General features: G+C 34.5%; 16 protein-coding genes. All 16 read left to right on the top strand.

Translation table 11 applies throughout. The features are described from left to right. Positions 1–66 precede the first annotated feature (66 nt). The 16 genes from KTR06_RS18025 to KTR06_RS18100 all read left to right on the top strand — a co-directional run bounded on the left by KTR06_RS18025 (position 67) and on the right by KTR06_RS18100 (position 17780). Complete coding sequence (locus KTR06_RS18025) at positions 67–216, top strand: hypothetical protein (protein WP_195470836.1); 150 nt, start codon at positions 67–69, stop codon at positions 214–216. A 150-nt stretch (positions 217–366) separates the two neighbouring features. Beyond that, positions 367–1773 carry an undecaprenyl-phosphate glucose phosphotransferase gene (locus tag KTR06_RS18030; protein WP_217290662.1) on the top strand — a complete coding sequence of 469 codons (1407 nt, stop codon included), beginning with the start codon at positions 367–369 and terminating at the stop codon, positions 1771–1773. Positions 1774–1831: 58 nt separating this feature from the next. Continuing rightward, positions 1832–2644, top strand: a complete 813-nt coding sequence (locus tag KTR06_RS18035; RefSeq protein WP_371745221.1) for a polysaccharide biosynthesis/export family protein — start codon at positions 1832–1834, stop codon at positions 2642–2644. Between the two features lie 9 nt (positions 2645–2653). After that, positions 2654–5077 (top strand): polysaccharide biosynthesis tyrosine autokinase, encoded by a 2424-nt coding sequence (locus KTR06_RS18040; protein WP_217290664.1) that lies wholly within the window; start codon positions 2654–2656, stop codon positions 5075–5077. A 124-nt stretch (positions 5078–5201) separates the two neighbouring features. After that, positions 5202–6728, top strand: a complete 1527-nt coding sequence (locus tag KTR06_RS18045) for an oligosaccharide flippase family protein (protein ID WP_217290665.1) — start codon at positions 5202–5204, stop codon at positions 6726–6728. Continuing rightward, positions 6725–7720 carry an acyltransferase gene (locus tag KTR06_RS24790; RefSeq protein ID WP_217290666.1) on the top strand — a complete coding sequence of 332 codons (996 nt, stop codon included), beginning with the start codon at positions 6725–6727 and terminating at the stop codon, positions 7718–7720. The genes KTR06_RS18045 and KTR06_RS24790 overlap by 4 nt, the downstream gene beginning before the upstream one ends. Next, complete coding sequence (locus tag KTR06_RS18055; RefSeq protein WP_217290667.1) at positions 7701–8552, top strand: glycosyltransferase family A protein; 852 nt, start codon at positions 7701–7703, stop codon at positions 8550–8552. Before KTR06_RS24790 ends, KTR06_RS18055 begins: the two co-directional genes overlap by 20 nt. A gap of 144 nt (positions 8553–8696) precedes the next feature. Further along, positions 8697–9953, top strand: a complete 1257-nt coding sequence (locus KTR06_RS18060) for a Coenzyme F420 hydrogenase/dehydrogenase, beta subunit C-terminal domain (RefSeq protein WP_217290668.1) — start codon at positions 8697–8699, stop codon at positions 9951–9953. A gap of 2 nt (positions 9954–9955) precedes the next feature. Beyond that, positions 9956–11044 carry a polysaccharide pyruvyl transferase family protein gene (locus KTR06_RS18065; protein WP_217290669.1) on the top strand — a complete coding sequence of 363 codons (1089 nt, stop codon included), beginning with the start codon at positions 9956–9958 and terminating at the stop codon, positions 11042–11044. 217 nt (positions 11045–11261) lie between these two features. Further along, a complete protein-coding gene (locus tag KTR06_RS18070; protein ID WP_217290670.1) occupies positions 11262–12104 on the top strand; it encodes a glycosyltransferase family 92 protein in 843 nt (280 codons plus the stop codon). Positions 12105–12106: 2 nt separating this feature from the next. Continuing rightward, on the top strand, positions 12107–12940 hold the full coding sequence (locus tag KTR06_RS18075; RefSeq protein WP_217290671.1) for a glycosyltransferase family 32 protein: 834 nt from the start codon (positions 12107–12109) through the stop codon (positions 12938–12940). Continuing rightward, entirely contained in the window at positions 12928–14103 is a 1176-nt protein-coding gene (locus KTR06_RS18080) for an O-antigen ligase (protein WP_217290672.1), read from the top strand. Before KTR06_RS18075 ends, KTR06_RS18080 begins: the two co-directional genes overlap by 13 nt. 2 nt (positions 14104–14105) lie before the next feature. Further along, positions 14106–14843 carry an acyltransferase family protein gene (locus KTR06_RS18085; RefSeq protein WP_217290673.1) on the top strand — a complete coding sequence of 246 codons (738 nt, stop codon included), beginning with the start codon at positions 14106–14108 and terminating at the stop codon, positions 14841–14843. A gap of 205 nt (positions 14844–15048) precedes the next feature. Beyond that, entirely contained in the window at positions 15049–15717 is a 669-nt protein-coding gene (locus tag KTR06_RS18090) for an acyltransferase (protein WP_217290674.1), read from the top strand. 11 nt (positions 15718–15728) lie between these two features. Then, positions 15729–16310 carry an acyltransferase family protein gene (locus KTR06_RS18095; protein WP_217290675.1) on the top strand — a complete coding sequence of 194 codons (582 nt, stop codon included), beginning with the start codon at positions 15729–15731 and terminating at the stop codon, positions 16308–16310. Between the two features lie 381 nt (positions 16311–16691). Further along, a complete protein-coding gene (locus KTR06_RS18100) occupies positions 16692–17780 on the top strand; it encodes a glycosyltransferase (protein ID WP_217290676.1) in 1089 nt (362 codons plus the stop codon). Positions 17781–18185 lie beyond the last annotated feature (405 nt).

Raw genomic sequence — 18185 nt, forward strand, 5'->3', positions numbered from 1 at the left:
TAAGAGAGTTTGGATTACTTTTTCAATTTTCAGGAAAAGATACCTGAGTAGTTACGAATTACAAAAATGAAAAAGTACTCTCATGCAGCACTCGGTCTTTTCATCGCCGAGCAGTTTAAGAAAGCAGGTGTGAAGATAGCTCCCATGTGCGCTGAAATAGGCTTGGGCAAAGCTGTCTACTATGCAAAGGTTATAAAAGGGGAGACGTTCGTTTAAGCCATTTCACCCGTCTTTTGGCTTACTTCTATGACTGTCATACCAAAGAGGAATTTCGAGCCAAAGCAATTGAATGGGTCGACCGTTATATTGATTATCGTGAGAAACACGGGTGATGGGAAAGAAATTTAATCAGTTGATAATAAAATAATGCAGGAAGTCCAACGTTTCAATAAAGTCCTAAAATCTTTTGTCCTTCTAGGGGACATCATCTTATTGAACTTGCTGTTATGGATGTTTACTTCGATCTGGGAAAACCGGTCTCCATTTGAGTATTCAATGCCTCTTCTCCAGAACATGGCTCTGATGACTTTATGTTATCTGGTTTGCAACATCCGTTCAGGAGTGATCCTTCATCGTCCGGTGGTTCGCCCGGAACAAATTATGCTTCGGGTGGCCCGGAATATGATTCCTTTTGTATTGATAGTCTTTGGGCTTTCATATATATTCCATTTTGAATGTGTCAATCTGCGTCAGTTAGGGGTATTTTATATAGTTCTCATTATCGTTATCATTTCCTATCGTCTGACGTTCCGATCTATTCTGGAGCTTTATCGCAAAAGTGGGGAAAATGTCCGAAAGGTAGTGTTGGTGGGTAGCCATGAAAATATGCAGGAACTTTATCATTCCATGACGGATGATCCGACATCCGGGTATCGTGTATTGGGATATTTTGAAGATTTTCCGTCAGACCGCTATCCTACGAACATAGCTTATTTGGGACAGCCGTGTGAAGCTGTTGATTATTTGACTCGTAATGCGGGAAAGGTAGACCAGCTTTATTGTAGTCTTCCTTCCGCCCGTAGTGCTGAAATTGTGCCGATTATCAACTATTGTGAGAACCATCTGATTCGTTTCTTCAGCGTTCCCAATGTCCGGAACTATCTGAAACGGAGAATGTATTTTGAAATGTTAGGTAATGTCCCGGTACTTTCTATCCGTCGTGAGCCACTTGAATTATTGGAAAATCGTATGATGAAACGTGGCTTTGATATTATTTGCTCGCTACTGTTCCTTTGTACTTTTTTCCCTATTATATACATCATTGTGGGACTGGCTATAAAGATTAGTTCGCCTGGACCTGTTTTTTTCAAACAGAAACGAAGTGGGGAGGATGGTCGTGAATTTTGGTGCTATAAGTTTCGTTCAATGCGAGTAAATGCTCAATGTGATACATTACAGGCTACAGAACATGATCCTCGTAAAACCCGAATCGGTGATCTGATTCGTAAGACGAATGTGGATGAACTTCCTCAATTTATTAATGTATTGAAAGGAGATATGTCTTTAGTGGGTCCCCGTCCGCACATGTTGAAGCACACAGAAGAATATTCCCATTTAATAAATAAATATATGGTTCGTCATTTTGTAAAGCCTGGTATTACAGGTTGGGCACAAGTGACAGGTTTCCGTGGAGAAACGAAGGAGCTTTGGCAGATGGAAGGACGTGTGCAACGTGACATCTGGTATATTGAGCATTGGACGTTTCTTTTGGATTTATATATCATGTATAAGACTGTGTATAATGTAATCCGTGGGGATAAAGAGGCTTATTAGGCGAAGAGTTGGAATTTGAATAAAGATTAAATCAATAGTTGTAAAATTACATGAGTAGGTGGTTATGAGAAAATTGAAACGATTGACTTTGGGTGCGTTACTTGCTTTTTTGCTGGTATCCTGCCAATCATATAAGAAAGTGCCTTATTTGCAGGATACGGCTTTTGTGAATGATACAGAACAGAGTGTTCGTCAGACAGGTGTGAAGGTTATGCCCAAGGATTTGTTGACGATTGCCGTATCTTGTTCTACTCCGGAACTGGCTGCACCTTTCAATCTGGTAAATTCGGGTACTGCTAATGGAACGGAGGGAAAGACGGTAGGACAAGGAACTGCATCATCTGCTCTACAGCAATATCTGGTGGATAATCAGGGGAATATCAACTTTCCAGTATTGGGCGAGATTCATGTAGGTGGATTGACTAAACTGGAGATAGAAAATCTGATTATAGATAAGTTGAAGGTTTATTTGAAAGAAGCACCGCTTGTAACTGTACGTATTGTTAATTATCGGATTTCGGTATTGGGAGAGGTTACTAAGCCAGGAAGCTTTGTAGTCTCTAACGAGAAGATTAATTTGCTGGAAGCACTCGCCATGGCAGGTGATTTGACTATTTATGGTATGCGTGATAATGTGAAATTAATCCGGACAGGGCAAGATAATAAGCAGGAAATTATTACTATGGACTTGAATAAGGCTGAAACGGTACTGTCTCCTTATTATCAGTTACAGCAGAATGATATAATTTATGTGACACCTAATAAGACTAAGGCGAAGAATTCGGATATAGGAACCAATACGGGATTATGGCTGTCTAGTACTTCTATTCTGGTTTCACTTGCAAACATATTGGTAATTTTATTAAAATAACAATCAACAATGAAAGAAAATTCGTATGACAATAATATGAATGAATTGGACGAAGAGAAAGTAGATTATCAGGAACTTTTTTTTAAATATGTAATTCATTGGCCTTGGTTTGTAGCTTCCGTTTTAGCTTGCCTAATTGGTGCTTGGGTGTATTTGCATTTTCAAACTCCCGTGTATCAGGTTTCTGCTTCCATCATGATAAAAGATGATAAAAAAAACGGTGGTGGAAATGTTGCTGATTTGGAAAGCTTGGGATTGGGTGGAGTGATTACTTCTGCACAAAGTATTGATAATGAGATTGAAGTTTTACGCTCAAAAACGATTTTAAAAGAAGTTATCAATAATCTGGAACTTTATATAACTTATTATGATGAGGATGAATTCCCTAAAAAAGAATTATATAAGACTTCTCCGGTAGTCGTAAACCTGACACCTCAGGAAGCAGACGAATTGTTGGATGTAGCTTTGATTAATATGAAGCTTACTCCAGAGGGTGGTCTGGATGTAAATTTGAAAATAGGGTTGAATGAATATGCTAAACATTTTGATCAACTTCCAGCAGTGTTACCTACAGATGCGGGTACATTTGGGTTTGCATTGAAAGATTCCTTGGCGAATGGGAATATAGAAGGACAGAATGTGGTGCGAAATATCAGTGCTGTGGTCAGTCAGCCGTTTAGAGTAGCAAAAGGATATCAGTGGGCATTGGAAATAGCACCCACTTCCAAAACGACTTCTGTAGCAGTTGTTTCATTGATGAATACGAATATACAGCGAGGACAGGATTTTATCAATAAGTTGATGGAAATGTATAATCGGAATACAAATAATGACAAGAATGAGATTGCTGAAAAGACAAGGGAATTTATCAATGAACGTATTAAGATTATTGATGAAGAATTAGGAAGTACGGAGAATAAATTGGAAGCCTTTAAAAGAAATGCGGGTTTGACAGATATTAGCAGTGATGCTCAATTGGCTGTATCGGGGAATGCTGAATATGAAAAGAAGCGTGTAGAGAATGGAACCCAGATTAATTTGGTTCGCGACCTTGTTAAATATATCAATAATCCGTCAAATGAGTATGAAGTTTTACCAGGTAATATCGGTTTATCTGATGATGGATTGACTACTCAGATAGAACGTTATAATGAATTAATTATTGAACGTAAACGTTTGCTTCGTACTTCTACGGAGAGCAATCCGATGATAGTGAATCTGGATACGAGTATTCGTGCTATGAAATCGAATGTTCAGGCTGCTATTAATGGTACTTTGCAGGGTTTACTTATTGTGAAGGCTGATTTAGATCGTGAAGCGAGCCGTTTTTCTCGTCGTATCAGTGATGCTCCGGGGCAAGAACGTCAATATGTAAGTATTGCACGGCAGCAAGAAATCAAGGCAGGACTTTATTTGATGCTTTTGCAGAAGCGTGAAGAGAACGCCATCACTTTGGCCGCTACAGCCAACAATGCTAAGATTATAGATGAGCCAGCAGCTGAAGGTGCTCCGGTATCTCCGAAACCAAAGATGATTTACATGATTGCTTTGGTGGTAGGTGTAGGATTACCTATTGGTATCATTTTCCTGATTGGTTTGACTAAATTCAAAATAGAGGGGCGTGGTGATGTTGAGAATTTAACGAGTCGACCTATTGTGGGTGATGTACCATTAACTACTGAAAAAAATGGAACTATTGCTGTATTTGAGAATCAGAATACTTTAATGAGTGAGACTTTTCGTAATGTCCGTACTAATCTTCAGTTTATGCTTAAAAGTGATCAAAAAGTGATACTAGTCACTTCTACTGTCAGTGGTGAAGGTAAATCTTTTATTTCTTCAAACCTTGCGATTAGCCTTTCTTTATTGGGAAAAAAGGTTGTAATTGTTGGTCTTGATATTCGTAAGCCTGGTTTGAATAAAGTGTTTAATATTCCTCGTAAAGAATTGGGTATTACTCAATACTTAGCAAATCCAGAAAAGAATCTGATGGATTTTGTTCAGCCTTCGGATATAAGTAAGAGTCTGTATATTCTTCCAGGTGGAACTGTGCCGCCTAATCCTACAGAATTATTAGCTCGAGATGGTTTGGATAAGGCGGTTGAAACATTGAGAAAGAACTTTGATTATGTGATTCTAGATACAGCTCCAGTTGGTATGGTGACGGATACTTTATTGATAGGTCGTGTAGCTGACTTGTCGGTGTATGTATGTCGTGCTGATTATACTCGAAAAGCTGAATTTACTTTGATTAATGAATTGGCTGATAGTAATAAATTGCCTAATCTTTGTTCCATAATTAATGGTCTTGATCTTCAAAAGAAGAAGTATGGTTATTATTATGGCTATGGCAAATATGGCAAGTATTATGGCTATGGCAAACGTTATGGATACGGTTATGGGTATGGAGAACATAAAGTGAAGGAAGAATGAATAGCTAATAAGGTCATTAAATCGTTTCATTGTTTGGATACTAAAAAGTATCTAAAACAGTGAGGAGTACTCTTGTCTGAGTATAACTTTAATCTGCGTGAAATATAAAATTCGGAATAACCCAATGAAGGAAATTATAGCGACTGATACACAAAGAATTGCGAAAAATTCACTATTCTTATATTTAAGAATGTTGTTCACGATGGGTGTATCATTCTATACATCAAGAGTGATCTTAAACACATTAGGTGTCGTAGATTTTGGAGTATATAATGTGGTAGGTGGCGTAACGGTCATGCTTTCTTTCTTTAATGGTTCACTTCAATCAGCAAGTTCTCGTTATTTGACATTTTCAATCGGAAAGGGGAATGTTGATGAAGTGAAAAAAGTTTTCAGAAGCGTGTTAGGTGTTCATCTAATACTTGCATTAGTTTTATTTGTCTTGTGTGAAACTGTAGGTCTTTGGTTTGTATTAAATAAACTTATTATACCAGAAGAACGATATGATGCAGCTTTATGGGTATATCAATGTTCTATTATTGCCATGCTCGTTTCAGTGGTTAGTGTACCATTTAATGCTTTAGTAATAGCTCATGAAAAGATGAATGTTTTTGCTTATATATCAATAGTGGAGTCGACATTAAAACTTTCTATTGTATTTTTATTATTGATAATTCCGTATGATAAATTAATAAGTTATTCTATTTTGTTCTTGTTGGTTCAATTAATGTTAAGAGCAATATACACCATATATTGCTCAAAGAATTTTGTAGAGAGTAGAGAGAAACCGCAATGGAATTCAAAATTGTCAAAGGAACTGATTGTATATGCTGGTTGGGCATCAAATGGTAGTCTTGCTTTATTGGCAAATAATCAAGGTATAAATATTCTTTTAAATATGTTTTTTGGACCTGTAGTGAATGCAGCTCGCGGTTTAACAACCCAAGTACAGGCCGCTGTTTTAGTGTTTGTGCAAAACTATCAAATGGCATTGTCACCTCCTATTATTAAAGCGTATGCAACTAACGATTTGCAGAATATGCATAAATTGGTGATAGCGTCTTCTAAATATGGTTATTTAGTTATGGTTTTAGTTGTTTTTCCTTTATTTGTTTTTGCCTCTGTTGTTCTCCAATTATGGCTAGGCACTGTACCTGAATATACAATTAGCTTTGTCCGAATAACATTACTTATTTGTTTGTTGGCGCCATTAAGACAGGCTATGATAAATGCAGTACATGCTACAGGTAACATAAAAAGATTCCAAGTTTATGAGGGTACTACAATGTTATTGGTCTTGCCCTTTTCCTATATAGGTCTTAAAATGTTTGACATATCTCCAGATTCTGTAATGATAATATATGGAATTATAGAGGCACTTGTTCAGTGTATTAGGTTTTATATTGTATTACCATTGATAAAAATATCCTTTGAAGAATATTTTAAAAAAGCTTTAATGCGTCCTTTATTATTAACTGTATCATTGTTTCTTCTGGTATTTTTCTTGCCGTCATATGACTCTCTATCTGTAGATACTTTTTTATGTATGGTAGTTGTGTTCATGATAGAAATCTTTTTCCTTTTCTTTATTGGATTGTCTTTGGGTGAACGGGAAAAAATATTGTTACTAATTAGAACTAAATTGTTATGACGCCATACACTTCCACTGCAATCCGTATTGTGCGTTTTCCATTAGCTGTTCTTGTAGTATTTATACATAGTGTAGGACCAACAGATAATATTGCTTATTATCCTTTTCGTGATTTCTTTTCTCATACATTTTGTAGTTTTGTTGTACCTGCTTTTTTCATCATATCTGGGTTCTTGTTTTTTCAGCGGATGGAGAATGGGTTTACGAAAAAGATCTATATTAAGAAGTTAAATTCGAGAATCTCTACTTTACTTATACCATATTTCGTTTGGAATGCCGTAACTCTAGTGATTGATTTGCTAAAGTTCTATACAGGAAGACCTTCCTGGATTGATTATGGAAATGCTTCGATAGGTGAAATTATAGTCCATTGTTTTTGGGGCAACGTTTCCGATATCTCAAGTGGTATTTATTACCCGATAAATCTTCCTCTATGGTATATACGTGATTTGATAGTGTTGTGTTTGTTTTCTCCGATAATATATAAAATCTGTGATAAGTTTGGCTGGTTTACAATTGTGGCTTTAACTGTATCATATTTTTTAGGTTTACATCTTTTGTACTTTAACTTGCTCGGCATTCTATTTTTTAGTTTAGGCGCTTTTCTGGCTATACATAATCGTAATCTGGTTTATGATAAGTGGTATTATATGTGTCCCATTATCATTATCGGACTGATTGTTTATATAATGACAGGACAAGAAATAATCCTAAAATTATATATTTTTACTATGCCATTCTTTATATTTTTTCTATGTTCGAAAATAAGAAAAGTCGAAAAAATAGCCTCTTTGGGCAAGTATTCAACAGTGATATATTATAGTCATTATCCGCTTACGTTAATTGTAGCTTTTAAGATAGTCGGGTTAATTTTGCCTTGTTATTCACTTATAAATTATTTTATTATCCCGTTGTTGGCTGTACTTTTGAGCATAATGCTGTGTGAGATATTAAGCTCTTTACGTCTAAAATATGGAAAAAGAAAAAATTAAATATTCAATAATCGTTCCAGTTTATAATGCGCAGCGGTACATTGAACGCTGTATAAACAGTGTCTTTTTGCAGACAGAAACAAATTGGGAGTTGATATTAATAGATGATGGAAGCAAAGATGGATCAGGTGAGATATGTCAAAGGTTTGCTGCTTTAGATACTAGAGTTAAGTATTTATATCAAGAAAATAAGGGAGTTAGTGCAGCTCGTAATAAAGGATTAGACATTGCGTGTGGTGAATGGATTACCTTTATGGATTCGGACGATTGGGTAGAGCCGTTTCATCTGGCTACATTTAATAAACAAGTAGAAAAAAATGTAGATTTGTGTATCAATAGTTTTATTATAGATTTATATTATGGAGTAAGAACATTCAATTATTTAGATTCTGTGTCAAAGAATAAGAATGAAAGCTTAGATCTGTTTTTGGGACCATTGAAAGCACATTCTCAATTCTTGTGGATAAAGGCTTTTAAATCCTCAATAATAAATAAATACGGATTACGATTTGACGTTAGTGTTAGTCTAGGTGAAGATAATATTTTTATTCTTAGTTATCTTCTTTATGTCAAAACGTTGTCAAGTACTTCCATTGCAACTTATCACTATGACCAGATTGATGAAAATCAGAATTCTTTAGGACGTAAGAAAAGGCCGGTGAAGGATGCATTGCATCAAATAAAGCAAAATACGACGGCTATTTACAGTATATATGAGCAGACTGGCAGGGAATCGTTGTTACACTATTCTTCTGATTATTATTATACACGGGTTTTTGAACGCATTCTGGTTCAAAATAAAAGAAAAATAGGGGGGGGGATTTTTTTATAAGCCTGCTCTGACTGGCGATTTTAGAAGTTTTATTAAAGACTTAAGAATTGAATATGTTCAAGATCGTTTAATTAGATTTTATTGGCTGTCATTTGACAAACCGATAAATGCTTTCGTTTTATTCAATTATTACATAATAAGAAAATGCTTGACATTAAAGACAATAAGATGTGTTGTGGCTGCGAAGCATGTAGTCAAGCGTGCCCTAAGGCATGCATAGAGATGAGAGTCGATGATGAAGGATTCTTTTATCCCGTAATTGATTATGCTATATGTGTCGACTGTGGTTTATGTGAAAAAGTTTGTCCGGTAATTAATAAGAGAGAAGCTTTGCTTGTACGAGAGGCTTATGCGATAAAAAATCCGTCTAAATTTATTCAACAACAAAGTTCATCTGGCGGTTTTTTTTCTCTTGTAAGCGAATATGTACTACAGAATAAAGGTGTAGTTTTTGGCGCTCGTTTTGATAAAGACTGGGGAGTACGGATGGATTATGTTGAGGAGCGGAACTATTTATCGAAGTTTAGAGGTTCCAAATATGTGCAGTGCAGAAATGAAGAGACTTTTGCTAAAGCTAGGGAATTTCTAAAGAATGGCAAGCTAGTACTTTATACAGGTACTCCCTGTCAGATTGCAGCTTTAAAGAACTTTCTAGGCAGAGACTATACTAATCTTATAACTATAGACTTTATTTGTCATGGTGTACCTAGTCCGGGAGTCTGGCAAAAGTATCTTAGCGAACAAAAAAACAAATTGTCCTTGCAAAGCATAGCAAATGAAAAAGATACATTCTTATCTTCTTCTCTAAAGGAAAGACTTGAGATTACAGGTATTAATTTCAGAGAGAAAGCAGGATTCGGATGGGAAAAATTTGGTTTTATCATTCGTGGAATGTCGGTTTCTAAAATGGATCAAAATCAGATATTGTTCTCTGAAATGCATAGTCATAATCCTTTTATGAAAGGTTTTCTTTCTAATATAACAATTCGTCCATCGTGTTCGTTATGTCCTGCGAAGGGGGGGCGTTCTCAAAGTGATATTTCAATGGCTGATTTTTGGGGTATTAAGGAGATTGATAAAAGGTTCTATGATCCAAATGGGGTAAGCTTAGTTTTTGTTCATACTGAAAAAGGTGATAGCATAATGGAGAAGTTAGTCTGTGAAAAAAAATCGGTAACACCTGATGATATAGTCTTTACTAATATCTCCTATATGCATAGCTCACCTCTTCATCCTAAACGAATAGCCTTTTTTTCTAGATGGAAATCCGAGTCTGTTGTAAAATTGCTGGAGGAATTTGCAAAACCATCATTGCTTGATAAACTTAAATTTATTATTAGAATGATACTTATTAAGCTTAACCTGAATTATAAGTTAAATAAGCTGCTTAAAAAACGATAAAGATGAATATTGGTATAATTACGATGTGGAATAGTAAAGATAATTATGGTCAAGTATTACAGTGTTATGCGCTTCAGCATTATCTTCGGGAACAAGGTCATAATGCTTTTTTGATAAAAAGTATCAGTGATGCAGTAGAGAAGAAGTCTTTGAATACACGATTTCTTCAGTTGCCGGGAAAGATCTTCTCTTATCGTTTTTGGTCGTTATTGATATTTAGATTTAAATTGAAGCAGTTTTCGAGACGATATGGTCATTTGGATAGAGGATTTGATTATTTCCGAACGAAGTTTATTGTATCAACAGATAAGATTTATGATATTGCTATGCTGGAAGATAATCCTCCTCTATGTGATGCTTATATTACGGGTAGCGATCAGGTGTGGGGGGCATTGTCTAAAGTCTATTTTTTGACCTTTGTTCATGATAAACCCAAATATTCATATGCTGCAAGTTTTGGTAGTAATCCTTTTACTATAGATGGACGTAAAAAGATGGCAGAAATGCTCTTTTCATTCTCTGCAGTTACAGTAAGGGAGGAAAAAGGTCTAATTTATTGTAAGGAAATGGGTATTGATGCTCGTCGTGTTATTGATCCAACTGGGTTACTCACAAAAGAGGATTATCTTAATATTGCAGATATACCAGAGGAAAAAGATTATATATTACTTTATCTATTAGGTAATTATACAGATGTTAACATAGATGATATTTATAGTTATGCTAAAATAAAACACTTGAAAATAAAATATATAGCTAGTCAGGCTCGTAATGACAAATATGAAAAAATATTCCCCTCACCAACAGAATGGCTTGGATTGATATCAAAAGCTAAATATATATTGACTAATTCATATCACTGTTGTATGTTTGGTATTTATTTTGAGAAACCATTTATGTTTTTTGAATTAAAGGGTATTTTTAGAGGTATGAATTCCAGAATGGAAACCTTGATATCACAATATGCAGTACCACGAGTGCGTCGATTGGAAGAACTTGATTTTTGCGAATTTGACTATAGTAAAATTTCCCAAACTCTGAATCGCGATAGAAACGAGGGAAGAAAGATGTTGCAATCGTGGTTTTCATAATTCATTATTAGAGATGAGCTTAAAAACAAAAACATTTCGCTATTGGATACATCTGTATTTGTATAACAATAGTTTTATCTTACATGTTAAACGTAATATTAAGAGTCATTTATTTTCAAATTCGGTATTGTTGGTTTGTTTTCCCTATATTCTTTTGAACTATTGGTTTTCTATGTTTTATGAGAAAGCTTGGGGATTTAGGAAAGTTGAGAAAATTATGGAAAAAGAAAGAAGTGAAATATTCAAACATGAAGTCGCAATTGTGTCCATCAGTAAAAATGAAGGTCCTTATCTGATAGAGTGGATTGAATTTCACAGAATGGTAGGGGTTACAAAATTTTATTTTTATGATAATGAAAGTAATGATGATACTTTAGATTTACTAAAACCTTATATAGAAGCAGGTATTGTGGATTATACCTTACAAAGAGGTAAAGCACAGCAGCTAGTAGCTTATAATGATGCTATCAAAAAACATAAAAGGGAATGCAGGTGGATGGCTTTTCTTGATATGGATGAGTATTTGATGCCTGTGGATAGTTCTAAAGGTTTGGGTGAAGTAATGAATGAACTTGTTTATAAAGCTAAATTGGGGGCTTGTGGTGTAGGAGTGAATTGGGCTATATTCGGAACCTGTGGCTTAAAACATAAACCGGAAGGACTTATAACGGAAAATTATACGAAAAGAGCTGAAAATAACTATTATTTAAATATCCATATTAAAACAATTTGTAATCCTCGATTGGTGATAGATTACATCTCACCTCACTATCCTCTTTATGTAAAAGGTGGATATTCTATTCGAGAAGCATGGGGTAATCGTATTTTTGGCTGGGGAGCTAGTGATATTGTTTTCAGAAATTTGCGTATTAACCATTATTATACAAAATCAGAAGAAGAATATATCGCTAAACGAGCGAGAGGGTTAGGCGACCGTATAGGTATTTATGACGATGATCATTTTAAGAAATATAATAAATATGATATAGAGGATTACTCAATGAAGCCGTTTATAAGTGAACTGCGGAATAGAATTGTGAAATATCCTAATATAAGATAAGTATGATACCCAAAATTATTCATTGGTGCTGGCTAAGTGGAGATCCTTTGCCTGACAAAATTAAAAACTGTATTGATTCTTGGAAAATATGTCTTCCTGATTATGAGATAAAATGCTGGACTACTCAAAATTTTGATATCAATTCCATAGAGTATGTAAGGGAAGCTTTCGAACAAAAGAAGTGGGCTTTTTGTGCAGACTATATACGTGCTTATGCTTTATTTACAGAGGGTGGCATCTATTTAGACTCTGATGTACAGGTGCTTAAATCGTTTAATGATTTGCTTCATTTTCATTTTTTCTCTTCAGTGGAATATATTCCTGATAATGTGAAATGTTTTGATGTAGTGAATAAATGCTTGGATACAAATTTAAATCGTTTGCCTAATGTAGACTATGTACAGGGAATAGGAATTCAAGCGGCCATTATGGGTGCAGAAAAAGGAAACGAATATATGAGTGATTGCCTGGCTTATTATAGAAATCTTCATTTTTCAATGAATAAGGGTTATGATAACATGGCTATTGTTGCTCCCAACATTTATGCCGTGAATGCTGAAAAATATGGCTTTAGATATAAAAATGAAGATCAGTATCTGGATAATAATATGGTAATTTTTAAAGATGAGGTTTTTTGTGTGCCAGAATTTATGAATCATCGTACCTATGCATTGCATCTGGTTGCTCATAGTTGGTATAATCCTACGCTATCACAGAAGATATATCAATCATTGGCTCAAATAAAATTTCTGAAGAGAATATTTGACTGGCTTGAGAATAGTAAATGTACTCGTAATATGATTGCTCTTATAAAGAAAAATATATGGCTGAAGTAGTGGCAAAAGAGGTGTTTACTTTTAAAAATGGATTTTTCCTACTTCTTTGTATGTGTTCAGTTGCATCTTATTTAGGAGGCCCGATCTGTTATGCTTTATTGGTGTTGTATTCGTTGTCGAAAGTTTTTAGAATTAAGGGATATACTTATAATATATTTGCTGCTCTTTTTATTCTTATTGCCATTATTAGTACATTGGTGAATTTAAGTGAAACAGAGGCTGTTTTTAAACCGGGACAAAGAATTGTAATGCTAATTTTGGTGATGATTGTATTCTCTCCTGTAATAACTAATCGTTCAATATATGCATATAGAAAAAGACTTTTTATCTACCTGCTTGCTGGTTTGTCTATTACTTCATTTATTTCTTCAGTTTTAGGCTTATTAGGAAAGAGATTTATTGATGGCTATCTTGTGGGATGGTATGACTTTCCTAATTCTTTAGGTTATGCGCAAGGTTTAACTATTATAGCATTGGCAAGTCTTCTTGGCGTTGTTTCTCTAAAATTGAAATTATTATGTATAGGTGGAATTTTAGTCACTATTGTTGCTATACCATTAACAGGTACTCGTACAGCTTTTTATTCTATTCCGTTAGTTATGGTCGGTTATGCTTTCTTGAAAAGTCGAAATATAAAGAAACTGTTTCAAATATTAGCAATTGTTATTGCCGGCGGTATATTATTCCTTAATTATGTAGATTTGGATACATCTATTATAGATCGCAAAAATAAATTGCAAGAGATTGAGGGGAGTAGTCGGGATGCTTTATGGAAAGCGCGTATGAATGAATATGAACAGTCCCCTATAATAGGTATTGGTACGTTTAGAGCGGATATGCGTTGGTCCATCGTGAATAAAAATGGTAATGTTGAAGCAGGTAACTCTTTCTTAATGATGTTATCAATGAATGGTTTATTGGGGTTTGTAAATTTCTGCTTATTGTATTTGGGTGTTGTTATACCTTTCTGCAAATACATACTAAAAAAGCGAAAGTCCGGGCTTTCACCCTTTGAGATTATGTTAAGTTTAGTGATTACATATAATTTTATCTCTATGCAGCAAACTGGGTTGCTTTTAAATGTTGGACTATATTTCACAGGTATTAATTGGCTTACTCTATCATTGGCTTACAAGATCAATAGATTTAACACTATTAATTAAGTATGATAAAACGGTTATATTTTATTGATAATCTTAAAATGACTGCTATCTTTTGTGTAGTGCTCGGTCATATTGGTGGCATTACTTCTATTCCTTGGCTCGTTGAGATTATCTATAGCTTTCATATGGCATTATTTTTTGCAGCCAGTTCTTATGTTTTGGCTATTAATGGTAGAGTTCTTTCTAATAAAAAGAAGGCTCAACAATTATTGATTCCCTATATTAGTATATGTATGCTTGCTATAACTTTGCATGGTTTCACTGTAGATGCTATAAAGGGGTATTTCTTATCAGAAACAAGATGGGGCTATTGGTTTTTACCAACTTTGTGGTTACTGTTTTGTTTGATAAAGATTAATATGATAAAACTATTTAGATCTAGTACTTTTTTATTCATAATTATCGCTGTAGCAATAGAATTTTTTCTTTGTTTATGCAAATTGATACTACCTCCATCATTCGTTGAATTCTTTTGTATTAGGCATTTAGTTACAAACTGGCCTTTGTTTATATTGGGATATTTATATCATGATTTACATATATTACATGGAAAGAAAATCTTGTTATTTTCTTTGTTTGTGTGGATATCTGTATTGTTTTTATCTCTTGCTTTGGGTATTTCTAATGAAATTATTCGTATGTGCGGTCGTTTTGCAGCTGTCTTGTTTTTTTTAATACTTATCAGAGAATTCTCAATGTTGATATTGCATATATTACTTCCATTGGTAGAGCCTCATTGACGATTTATCTATTTCATTATTTTCTTTTGCAATTCATTCCGGCTTGTAAAATGGGCGGTATATATTCTCTGCTTATATCTTTATTTGGTAGTTGTTTGATAATCTTGATTTGCTGTATATGGCATTATCAAGTGATACAACGATTTAATATACTTCAAGTTTTATTTTGTGGAAAGATTAGTTTGTTAAAATCAATTATAAATAAATGAAGCGTGTAAAAATATTCTTAAGTCTTTTATTACCTTGGTGTTTGAAAAGAAGATTACTAAATAGTATTAAGGGATTTGAAGTATCTAAAGAGGCTTATATTGGATTATCTTTTGTAAATCCTCAAATCTTAGTATTAAAGCCAGGAAGTAATATCGGCCATTTTAATGTTATAATTAATTTGGATAAATTGGTTTTGAATGAGAATTCGTCTATTGGTAGAAGTAATTGGATTACAGGTTTCCCGACAAAGAGTGATAGTAGGCATTTTGCTCATGATAAAGGACGAGAAAGTGAATTAATCATAGGTAAGGAATCTGCTATTACAAAGAATCATCATTTGGATTGTACTAATGCGATACATATAGGTGATTTTGTCACAATTGCAGGCTACAATTCGCAGTTACTGACTCATTCTATAGATATTTATAAAGGTAGGCAAGATAGCCATCCGATAATGATAGGTGATTATTGTTTTGTCTCTACTGATGTAAATATTTTAGGTGGTTCAGTATTGCCTGCTTATAGTGTTTTGGCAGCAGGGGCTGTATTGAATAAAATATATGCAGAAGAATGGAAACTCTATGGTGGTGTTCCAGCCAAACCTATAAAAGATATATCTAAAGATGCTAAATATTTCAATCGTAAAATAGGATTTGTTTATTAATAAACTGTATAATGGAAACTACTAAAAATTATAATACGGTTGATATCGGTAAGTTCATTGCCTGCATTGGGATTGTAGCTCTACATGTCTCTCCTTTGAGCTCTTTATGCCATTGTGTTTTTCTTCATTCTACTTTAGGATTCCTCACAAGTCTATGTGTTCCCTATTTTTTTGTTATAAGTGCTTTTTTATTTTTTTCTCGTAATCCTGATTATTCATTAAACAAACTTTTACATTTTGTGAAACGTATCACTATATTGTATTTGGGTTGGCTTCTCATTTATATTATTGTTACTTGGGATTACCAACTGTTTACAAATTTTTCGTTTGCTAAATTATTTAACTCCTTTTATGGCTCTTGGTTCTATGTAGCATTGGTAATTTCGACAGTTATAATCACTTTTCTCTCAAAAATTAACGAATACTTAGCTATAATATGTTGTGCTATAGTTTTTGTCTATTTTGTAGCTTGTCATTGTGGATTTGAATGTAAGGCTGTTTACGATTGGAGTTATAAGCACATCAATGGATGGTTCTTAAGTTTTCCATATGCATTGATTTTTACTTGTATTGGATTGATTGTGGGGGGGTAAAAAAAAGAGACATATTCTTAAAATTGTCATTACTAAATATGCTAGTACCTCTTTTATTATTATTAATAGGTTTTGATGTTTTTATTGATGCTCTTAGCTGGATTGGTCGTCTCATAGTGGTAACATTCTTAACTTTTATCTCTATAAATTTAAGAATCAATAAAAAAATGCCATATAGAACATTACGTGGATTGAGTGTGCTCATTTTTATGATACACTTCTACTTCTTTTATACAATAACACAGGAGAGACCACTAGGTTGGTTTAACTTGAGATTTATTTTTGTACTAGCCCTAACAATCGTAGTTGCTTTGTTTCTATATAGATTATCAAAATATCGTTATGGTTCTTTTCTAAAATATCTATTTTAATCATTTATTTATGATTCTAATTCATTATATACCCAGTCTCGATCGTACATCGGGGGGGACAGCTGCTTATATGCAATTACTTGCTAAGGAGTTAGGAAAACTTGTGGAACTTCATGTGGTGAGTCATACCAGTAACAATCCTATGAAAATGGAAAACTGTGAGGTGCACAATGTGGCATCCATGTGCCATCCTTTAGAAATGAATCGTCAATGGACATTTTTGCTGCATGAGATACAACCTGATGTAGTGCATGTGAATTGCTGTTGGATACCGACTTGTGCTTTCATACAAAAGTGGGCGCAGAATCTAGGATATAAAGTGGTACTTACTCCGCATGGTATGTTAGAGCCGTGGATTATGGCGCGTCATTATTGGACTCGTAAGTTACCGTCATTATTGCTCTATCAAAAAGAAGCAGTGAAGAATGCGAACAGGCTTCATGCCACAGCAGAGAGTGAAAAGGAGAATCTCCTCAAATTGGGGTATAATGATAAGATTATCGTGATAGCCAATGGTGTAGATGTGGAAAGTATTGTGATGAAGCAAAGTTGGAAGCGAAATAAGGAAATTCTCTTTTTGAGTCGAGTTCATGTGAAGAAAGGTATTAACTTCTTGGTGGAAGCGGTAGCACAACTTAAAGAACTATTGCAAGGGTATGTGGTACGTATTGCCGGTGAAGGTGATGCTACCTATATGGAGGACTTGAGGCAATTGGCTGTATACTTGGGAGTGTCGAATTTAATTCGTTTTGAAGGGGGTGTTTATGGCAATCGTAAATGGAAACTGTTTCAACAGACGGATTTATTTGTACTACCTACGCATAGCGAGAATTTTGGTATTGTGGTGGCGGAGGCTTTGGCTAGTGGAACTCCTGTGGTAACTACCAAAGGTACACCGTGGAGTGAATTGGAAAGTGAACATTGCGGTTGGTGGACGGAAGTTGGTACGGAAGCAACTGTACAAGCACTTCGCAGTTTTTTGTCGCTTACCGAAGATGAACTGGAGACGATGGGACGCAATGGTCGTAAACTAGTAGAGGAGAAGTATTCAGCACGTAAAGTGGCACAGGAATTTGTGGGAATGTACAAATCTGTGTGATTATGAGCATAATTGTGGTATGTGATTTCCTTCTCTCATAAAGTCGAAAAGAATAGAAATACCTATTATCTGCAATACTGTAACTATCTTGTTAACAACTGATGATATACATCTTGTGGCAGATAGCAGATGCTTTTGTTTTTCTAGTGTGTCCCGTTTTGTGGATATTTGTAATAATTTGTATTTAAGAATACTGATAACAGAAAAAATATATGATAAAGAATTTGATGGAGTATAAAACTCCATATTCGAAAAGTAATAAACTGCGATTAGTATGGGACGTTATCGAGTCCTATTTAGCTCACCTGTTTCTTTGCACTGGAGTGATGGGAAACCCTGCTAATTTAATACCTTCATTGTTTTTTCTCGAGAGTTACTAACCTGTAGAATATTGCTGCATAAATA

The organism is Bacteroides sp. MSK.20.12 (genome assembly GCF_019052435.1).
Taxonomy (GTDB): domain Bacteria; phylum Bacteroidota; class Bacteroidia; order Bacteroidales; family Bacteroidaceae; genus Bacteroides; species Bacteroides xylanisolvens.

What these genes read in the sequence shown, in the direction of transcription:
- KTR06_RS18025 (WP_195470836.1), top strand. Translation starts at nt 67, where the DNA reads ATGAAAAAGTACTCTCATGCAGCACTCGGTCTTTTCATCGCCGAGCAG.
- KTR06_RS18030 (WP_217290662.1), top strand. Translation starts at nt 367, where the DNA reads ATGCAGGAAGTCCAACGTTTCAATAAAGTCCTAAAATCTTTTGTCCTT.
- KTR06_RS18040 (WP_217290664.1), top strand. Translation starts at nt 2,654, where the DNA reads ATGAAAGAAAATTCGTATGACAATAATATGAATGAATTGGACGAAGAG.
- KTR06_RS18045 (WP_217290665.1), top strand. Translation starts at nt 5,202, where the DNA reads ATGAAGGAAATTATAGCGACTGATACACAAAGAATTGCGAAAAATTCA.
- KTR06_RS24790 (WP_217290666.1), top strand. Translation starts at nt 6,725, where the DNA reads ATGACGCCATACACTTCCACTGCAATCCGTATTGTGCGTTTTCCATTA.
- KTR06_RS18055 (WP_217290667.1), top strand. Translation starts at nt 7,701, where the DNA reads ATGGAAAAAGAAAAAATTAAATATTCAATAATCGTTCCAGTTTATAAT.
- KTR06_RS18060 (WP_217290668.1), top strand. Translation starts at nt 8,697, where the DNA reads ATGCTTGACATTAAAGACAATAAGATGTGTTGTGGCTGCGAAGCATGT.
- KTR06_RS18065 (WP_217290669.1), top strand. Translation starts at nt 9,956, where the DNA reads ATGAATATTGGTATAATTACGATGTGGAATAGTAAAGATAATTATGGT.
- KTR06_RS18070 (WP_217290670.1), top strand. Translation starts at nt 11,262, where the DNA reads ATGGAAAAAGAAAGAAGTGAAATATTCAAACATGAAGTCGCAATTGTG.
- KTR06_RS18075 (WP_217290671.1), top strand. Translation starts at nt 12,107, where the DNA reads ATGATACCCAAAATTATTCATTGGTGCTGGCTAAGTGGAGATCCTTTG.
- KTR06_RS18080 (WP_217290672.1), top strand. Translation starts at nt 12,928, where the DNA reads ATGGCTGAAGTAGTGGCAAAAGAGGTGTTTACTTTTAAAAATGGATTT.
- KTR06_RS18085 (WP_217290673.1), top strand. Translation starts at nt 14,106, where the DNA reads ATGATAAAACGGTTATATTTTATTGATAATCTTAAAATGACTGCTATC.
- KTR06_RS18090 (WP_217290674.1), top strand. Translation starts at nt 15,049, where the DNA reads ATGAAGCGTGTAAAAATATTCTTAAGTCTTTTATTACCTTGGTGTTTG.
- KTR06_RS18095 (WP_217290675.1), top strand. Translation starts at nt 15,729, where the DNA reads ATGGAAACTACTAAAAATTATAATACGGTTGATATCGGTAAGTTCATT.
- KTR06_RS18100 (WP_217290676.1), top strand. Translation starts at nt 16,692, where the DNA reads ATGATTCTAATTCATTATATACCCAGTCTCGATCGTACATCGGGGGGG.